Raw genomic sequence first — 6343 nt, 5'->3', positions numbered from 1 at the left:
AATCAACTGCGTTCCGAAGCGATCGTCTGCAACAAACATATCCTAACCCGACATTTCACCAACAACACATCTGCGTTCATCCGCGTTTATCTGCATCCATCTGCGGTAAAAACATCCACATTTGACATATCACCGACAAAAAATCTGCGATCGTCTGCGCTAAACATATCCCAAAATGACATATCACCGACAAAAAATCTGCGATCGTCTGCGCTAAACATATCCCAAAATGACATTCCACTGACAACTCATCTGCGATCGTCTCCCCTAAACATATCGAAAATCGACATGGCAGCGACAACTCATCTGCGTTCATCCGCGTGCATCTGCCTTCATCTGCGGTAAAAACATCCACATTTGACATATCACCGACAAAAAATCTGCGATCGTCTCCACTAAAAATATCGAAAATAGACATTGCACTGACAACTCATCTGCGTTCATCCGCGTGCATCTGCCTTCATCTGCGGGAAAAACATCCAAACCCGACATTTCACAGCCGATCGTAATGTACAATAAAAAAGCTGTCGGATTTTCACCAGCCGCCCTTCGCCCTAAAAATTATGCCTTCCCCAGCCGGTCGCTATCGCAGCAGATTATTCAACGTCTTGTCACGGCAGTATCGCCGGATGAAAGATCAAAGCGATCGCGCACTCAGACATCTCCAGGTAGGCGCGACGTGGACAGCCCAGATCCTCCTTTACCCAGCATACCTGACAATTCAGGCAGTGCGACTGGCTGGCAAGCAACTCAAACAAGCCGTCAATCACAGCAATTCTACAACCAAAAATCTCCCCTCCGCCGATATCCCGATTCAACGAGTGCTGGAAACAGCGATTTCCCTGTCGCCACCCCCAGATGTATTGGGGGAAGCAGTCGCCACAGCAGAAAATATCGATTTTAGCGACAAGTTTGCAAAAGAAAGGGAAATCCAGGCCATTGCCTCCCTGCTCGAAACGCGCAACTTAGTACTCGTTACTCCCCAAAATGAAATTAGGGAAATTTTAACAGCCGAAGACCAACAAGAACTGCACAAACGAATTACCTTTGAATTATCCGATTACTACCATCAGCAATTTATCGCATCAACTGCGAAAGCCACACTCGTAAATTATCTCCCAATTTTAGAAGACCGTCCCCATCTTTTCCCACCAATTCGTCTGTTCCGTCAATTCATGACTTGGATGCAAACGGGACCGGTGGCAACTCTCGTCAATCTCTTCCAAGAAGAAACTTTGCTTCACGATTTAGAAGCTAAGACTGTGCAGTTGAAACTCAAAAGCCAGGAATTAAAACTCAAGAGTCAAGAGTTACAACAAAAAATTGAAAAGTCAGCCGTTGTCGCCGCGAAGCCAACATCCGAAAATGCGATATCGTCAGAAACAGAAAACCCATCCGATCCCATCGCCACGCTAACGGAAACTCCTCTCCCAGAAACAGAAGAAATTATAGTTCCATCCTTTATATATAGTCTCGACAACACGATCGCCGAATTGGAATCCGGTAACCTGGCGGTGATGACCGAAGTAACCGCATCTTTAGCGCATCGCAGTCACGAATTCCTCCAAGTAGTAAAAACTCGCTGGGTCGATGCTCACGCTACAGTCATCGAAGTAGAAAATTCTGCAATCGACAATCCAGAAACGCATCATCTCAAATTTAAAGTTCAATCTTTAATTAAAGCTGCGATCGACTACTTTTTTGGCGCGAACAGCACCGTCAAATTACCTTCCCAAACAATCCCCGCGCTTACTGCTGCCGAACAGACGCTCGAAAATCTACCCGCGATCGCTCCTAGTCTGCCACAATCCAAGCAACCCCTATTCAACTTGTCTAAACTTCTCCCCCGCGAATCGCCAAAATCACCGGCATCTGAGATATTGACATCCAGCTTGCTAAGTGCGAATATAAATAAAGAAGATCCTTGGCTAACGCAATCAGACTTATTTGGTAATTCCGGATCTCGAACACTAGAAAAATTAGCCCAACGCGCTGGGAAAAAACCCCCTCCCGTCCAAGAGACTGGCCTTGGGGAGGGAGAAGATATGGAAAAAAACAATAATATATATATGAAAGCGACCCTGCTCTCCGAACCGGAAACAGGTCGCTCGAAATCAGTTGTGAAAAATCGCCATTCAGAAAATCGTCATTCAGATAGAGAAGAGGGTCGCAAAAATACTCGCCCCAAAAGCAAGCCAACGGAAAATAAAACTGCAAAAAGCGTTGCTACTAACACATCGCTAGCTGCATCTAATCGTAACACAAATGAGGGCGATCGCACATCTTCTCCCCGTAATTCCGAGTCAGATTGGATCGAAATTAAAGCCAAGCCAGCCGGATATGTAAAGCACCCATTAGAACAGATACTAGAATGGCTTGATTTAGCGATGTTGTGGCTAGAAGAACTAATAGTAAAAGCTTTCCAATTACTGCATAAGCTTTTAACAAGTAAAAAGTAAAATGCGATCGCTTTTAGTTTATTTACTATTGCCGTCCTTCATCGCAACTCACAACAAACATAATATCATTCAATCAGTGGCAAAAGAGCGAACTCTTGACGAATATCTAGTAAAGAGCGATCGCATCCCGCGCAGGCGTAGGTAAAACCACAATTTATCGGTGGTATAATTCCAAAGAAGAACTCGTTGCAGATGCGATCGAAAGCCTCAGACAAGACGTAGTATTACCCGAAACAGGTAACCTTTGGAAAGATATTGACGCCCTCATCGAAAGCGCCGCCCAAATAACATTAAATCCATTAGGGCGACAAACAGTAGCCTCGATTGTCAGCACCGCATCAAACCACCCTCGTTTTGCCGAGATATACTGGACAAAATACCTTCAACCCCGAAGACAAGCCTTTAGCATTGTTTTGGAACGTGCCAAAAAACGAGGTGAAATTCAGGCAGATATCGATCCAAATTTAGTCTTCGATACAATTAGCGGCATAATGCTTTACACGCTCATTTTCCCACCCGCAAATGAATCGTGGGAAACTTATATCCGTCGCGTTCTGACATTCCTGTTGAGAAGCTAATTCCTAATTAATTGCCTAATGCGATCGCGAAATGCTCTCAAAGTAGGACTTCTGCCCAGAGTAACGCTTTGCGCGACAAACTCAGTTATGAGTTCAATAATCGGTAATTCTGGGAAAATCGGACTGCTTTGAGAGCCAATATATTTGCCTTCTTGCAGTATATTAATTTGTAACTTATTATTTTCGTATCGCCACAGTTCGGTGACTTGTAAAACTTCATAAGCTTCCAACTGTGTTTTAGAAGTAACATCGATTTCGATCGCCAAATCGGGAGGCGGATCTACCGTCAAGTCTACGCGCCTTTTCCCCCTCATCACTTCATGATTTTGAATATAAAAACATTGGTCTGGTTCAACCCCAACTTTTTTGCTTTCTCGCTTGAACGTAGTCGAACCAAAACACTCGCAATCAATCTGCAATTCTTCTAACAATAATTTTATCATGTCACCAATCAGTTCTTTATCTACCTCATGTTCTGGCAATGGCATCCTAATCTCCAATATTCCTTGGCTGTAAGCTAATCGATTGGCACGATGTTCTCCAAGTTCTGCCAAAATTGCTTCAAATTCTTGCCAACTGACATCGTGCAGCAGCACTCGCTGTCCTGGCGGAATATTTATCTGTCTGAATTGAACTGTTACCATATTAAGAGGTTTAATTAAAAATTAAACTCGCTATTCTTCATTCTTTCACTTGCGGCTAGTAATCTTGAAGAACGCCAAAATCCACAAATCTTACCCCAGTCCCGCCGAAAGGTTGGCCACCATTATTCCAATTGAAATCGCTAATCCGCAACAGAATCGCACCCAACTGCACATCTGGATTGTAACGCAAAGTAATCCCGTAAGTGCGGCGGCTGTATTCCAAAAAATAATCCGTACTGATACTTTTATTAGTATCCAAATTAATAGCAGTTTGAAAACCGATCCGAAACGGGCCGTAAAGTTGCTGCGTCACACCAAAAGAAAGTACTCTTTCATCAACAACGCGATCGAAAAAGAAAGGCGATTCACCATTTCTTAACACCCGTGTCAAGCGGAGATTAAACCCGGTATAATCTAGAACAGGCTTAGAAAAATGACCGAATTGTCCTAACAAAACAATGCTACCCGTAAAAGTACTTTGAGTTTCACCGTTGCTATACAAACTGGTAGTACTGGTAACACTGGGAACTAAAGAAACAAAAGGAATAACAGGAACCGGCGTATATCGCAAACCCTGAGATGCAGTTGCAGGTAAAGCTTGTCCTCGCCACAAACGGATACCGCGATTGATAGAAACGCTAGCTTGGTAGCGACCTAAGCTAGTGCGGTTATTTGTCCGCACAGGTGCAAGCAATTCCAGACGATCGGTATCCGCATTAATATACTGAGCCCCAACTTGATAAGTCAAATTAGCCCCTGTTTTCGCCAAAGGAAAAACGGGGGAAGTCAGCACACCGCCGATCGCTTGTTGTACAGTTTGATATCCCAAAGACCCATTGAACAATTCATCGCGGAAACTATATTCCAACGTTAATCGGTGCGGCCAACGAGTGCCGATTACCTGTACCAATCGCGTATTTGCGCGTATTTTCTCTGCAATTCCTTCGGAACCGAAATTGTTGACCGTTACAGAAGACCCCACGAGAGTACGCGGGCCAACCGTAGCGCTGAATCTAGCCCTGACGCCAAACAATTCCGCAGGATTGCCAAAACCCTCAGATATGGCCCGCTGAATAAAAAACTGAGGCGTGACCGAAAATCTGACCTTACTGCTTCTGTAGACCTCAAAACCCCTGTAGATATAAACCCCACCCCGCTCTCGCTCATCATAGCCAACTTGAAAGATCGGCGGTTCGCTCTCAGTGCGATCGAACGCATAGCGCGATCGCGGAATCGGCAAAGCAAAACCTTGATCGAACACCAAGCGAGGACGAGTCAGCGCCACCTCATCCCGCAACGGACTCACCTGCGTCACAATCGCTTGGTCAGCCCGAACTTCCAATTCCGGCGGCGAAAACGGGTCATTAGTCAACCGCACATTTCTCGCCCTGTAACCTCTCGGATAAAAATCAATATTCTCCGCCTCAAAACGTATCCGCCTAACTTCGCCACCCCTTCCCGCACTCGGTAAACCGCTACCCGGTCTGGTGCCGCCGAATACCAAATTAATTCCACCCACACTGGTAACTTGTTGCGGCGCTTGACTTCCCAACAGGCGATCGCTCAACGGTCGTTCCGCCACCACAGGAGGAACCACACCCGTATTCGGTAAATTAAACGCCAAGTCAGTACCAGAAGTAGGCAAAAAGATCTCGCCGCTACCGTTACGAATATTACCGCTATCTTGTACAAAGTTATACACAATCCTTTGGCCGCGCAGATTCTGCTGACCGCGCCGAAAAGCCGCACTACCCTCAGCCACAGCAACCCGATTCACCAAATTGCCTTGCACGCGATCGGCAGTCAGCACCCCGCCCTGATAGCGCATCTCCACATTACCTACCCCTGTGAAAATTTGCCGCGCCGCATCGTACTCCAAGCGGTCTGCAAACAATTCGATCACCCCCACCGTCGGAGGGATATTCACAGGCGTCCCCGTAGCTGGCGCTTGCTGCTGTCTACCTTGAGACTGTCTTCTTTGCGATTGTTGCCTTTGGTTTTGGCGTCTGTTGCGAATATTGCCGCTGCTTGTGCCAATATGCCCCGTCGGTAAGATTTCCGCTTCTGGATTGGGAGAAAATACTGGTTCCGGATCGATTTCGATCGATCTCGAAGGGTTCGGCGTCTGGACTAATTCCGTATCCCGCACTGTAAAATACGATAATTCCCCTTCTTTCGTCGCTAAGCCAGCAGATTTCTCCGATTCACCCGCTATCAGTATTTCATCAATAATCGCAACATCGGAGGATAGGTCTGTTGGGGCCATCTCTTTCCCAGGCAGAGACTGAGAACCCCATTCCTGATTTTGTGCTACTTCTGGAACGATATTGCCAGTAGTGGCGAACTCTTCCACCTCATCGGAAGGCATCACCACACTCAACGGCGAACCCAACAGGGCAGCGCTTTTCGCCGTCTCGGCAGTTGGATCGGGCGCAGGTTCTTCTTTTGCTGCTGCGGTGTTTCGATCTCCTGCCGTTGATAATACTGGCGTTGCAGCTGTCAGTTCTTGCTTGTCAGCAGTCAGTACTTCGCTACTGACTGCCCATAACAAATCATTTATCAGTTGTGTATTGTCACCGATCGGCGCATTGCTACCGACGACTGACGACTGACTCCTCAATAACAAAGACCGATCGTCTGTCAGTTGTGTATTGTCACCGAT

6 protein-coding genes are annotated in these 6343 nt (G+C 46.3%); 2 read left to right on the top strand and 4 right to left on the bottom strand.

The features are described 5' to 3' along the window. Positions 1-76: 76 nt before the first annotated feature. Positions 77-418 (bottom strand): hypothetical protein, encoded by a 342-nt coding sequence (locus H6S82_RS14140; RefSeq protein ID WP_191056334.1) that lies wholly within the window; start codon positions 416-418, stop codon positions 77-79. Between the two features lie 145 nt (positions 419-563). Here H6S82_RS14140 and H6S82_RS14135 point away from each other — a divergent pair, with 145 nt between their 5' ends. Beyond that, the gene (locus H6S82_RS14135; RefSeq protein WP_190474149.1) at positions 564-2459 is read left to right on the top strand and encodes a hypothetical protein; all 1896 of its coding nucleotides are present in this window, start codon (positions 564-566) and stop codon (positions 2457-2459) included. Between the two features lie 65 nt (positions 2460-2524). Here the strand turns inward: H6S82_RS14135 and H6S82_RS33500 are convergent, their stop codons facing one another. Next, positions 2525-2674: a hypothetical protein gene (locus tag H6S82_RS33500; protein ID WP_242056944.1), complete on the bottom strand. Its 150-nt coding sequence runs from the start codon at positions 2672-2674 to the stop codon at positions 2525-2527. On the opposite strand from H6S82_RS33500, the gene H6S82_RS33495 reads away from it, so the two are divergent. Then, positions 2612-3037 (top strand): TetR-like C-terminal domain-containing protein, encoded by a 426-nt coding sequence (locus tag H6S82_RS33495; RefSeq protein ID WP_347339499.1) that lies wholly within the window; start codon positions 2612-2614, stop codon positions 3035-3037. The two genes, H6S82_RS33500 and H6S82_RS33495, sit on opposite strands and share 63 nt — an antisense overlap. Here the strand turns inward: H6S82_RS33495 and H6S82_RS14125 are convergent. Together H6S82_RS14125 and H6S82_RS14120 are read right to left on the bottom strand one after the other, a co-directional pair. Then, on the bottom strand, positions 3034-3681 hold the full coding sequence (locus H6S82_RS14125; protein WP_190474153.1) for a Uma2 family endonuclease: 648 nt from the start codon (positions 3679-3681) through the stop codon (positions 3034-3036). The genes H6S82_RS33495 and H6S82_RS14125 overlap by 4 nt on opposite strands. A gap of 55 nt (positions 3682-3736) precedes the next feature. Beyond that, on the bottom strand, positions 3737-6343 hold a 2607-nt coding region (locus H6S82_RS14120; protein WP_191056333.1), incomplete at its 5' end, for a DUF3769 domain-containing protein.

This window comes from Planktothrix sp. FACHB-1355, assembly GCF_014748295.1.
Lineage (GTDB): Bacteria > Cyanobacteriota > Cyanobacteriia > Cyanobacteriales > Aerosakkonemataceae > Aerosakkonema > Aerosakkonema funiforme_A.
Note: the sequence above shows the minus strand (reverse complement) of the source record. Positions and strands in the feature narration are given on the sequence as shown.

Excerpts from the sequence above, each read along its gene's own strand:
- H6S82_RS14140 (WP_191056334.1), bottom strand. The coding sequence starts at position 418 with ATGTCTATTTTCGATATTTTTAGTGGAGACGATCGCAGATTTTTTGTC.
- H6S82_RS14135 (WP_190474149.1), top strand. The coding sequence starts at position 564 with ATGCCTTCCCCAGCCGGTCGCTATCGCAGCAGATTATTCAACGTCTTG.
- H6S82_RS14125 (WP_190474153.1), bottom strand. The coding sequence starts at position 3,681 with ATGGTAACAGTTCAATTCAGACAGATAAATATTCCGCCAGGACAGCGA.